Raw genomic sequence first — 456 nt, 5'->3', positions numbered from 1 at the left:
GAAATAAAGATTATGTAAAGATGAACCGCGACACTTTAAAAGAGTGGGGAGCAATGTAATCCCAAACATTTTATACTATTCAAAAGCGGCTTTTTTAGCCGCTTTTTTCTTTAGAATTCAAGGCCAATTTCTTTCCGAGTCTTATCAAGTAAAGAAATAAGCTCCAGGCTTTTCTCAAAGGTCATAACATCGCTTTCCGTTTTGTTCTGCCTTAGCATTTCCTGAACATGTCTTGCTTCGTATTCATAGCCATAAGATGCGGCTTCAAAAACTTTGGTTTCAGTTCCATTTTTTGAAATGATGGAAACTGCTGTGGGTTCGTACCAGGTGGGGCCAATTTTTATAACGGCTGTTTCCAGTTCGATTTCGCCAAGCGTGGGCGTATTTTCGATAATACTACTTTGCAGGATTGCAGTAGTATCTCCCGGATATTCAAAAATGATATCGCAATGCTCG

General features: G+C 39.3%; 1 pseudogene. It reads right to left on the bottom strand.

The features are described from left to right. Window positions 1–110 precede the first annotated feature (110 nt). Window positions 111–456, bottom strand: a pseudogene (locus HC175_RS18515) (gfo/Idh/MocA family oxidoreductase); the annotation flags it as partial.

The organism is Salinimicrobium oceani, from assembly GCF_012037645.1.
Note: the sequence above shows the minus strand (reverse complement) of the source record. Positions and strands in the feature narration are given on the sequence as shown.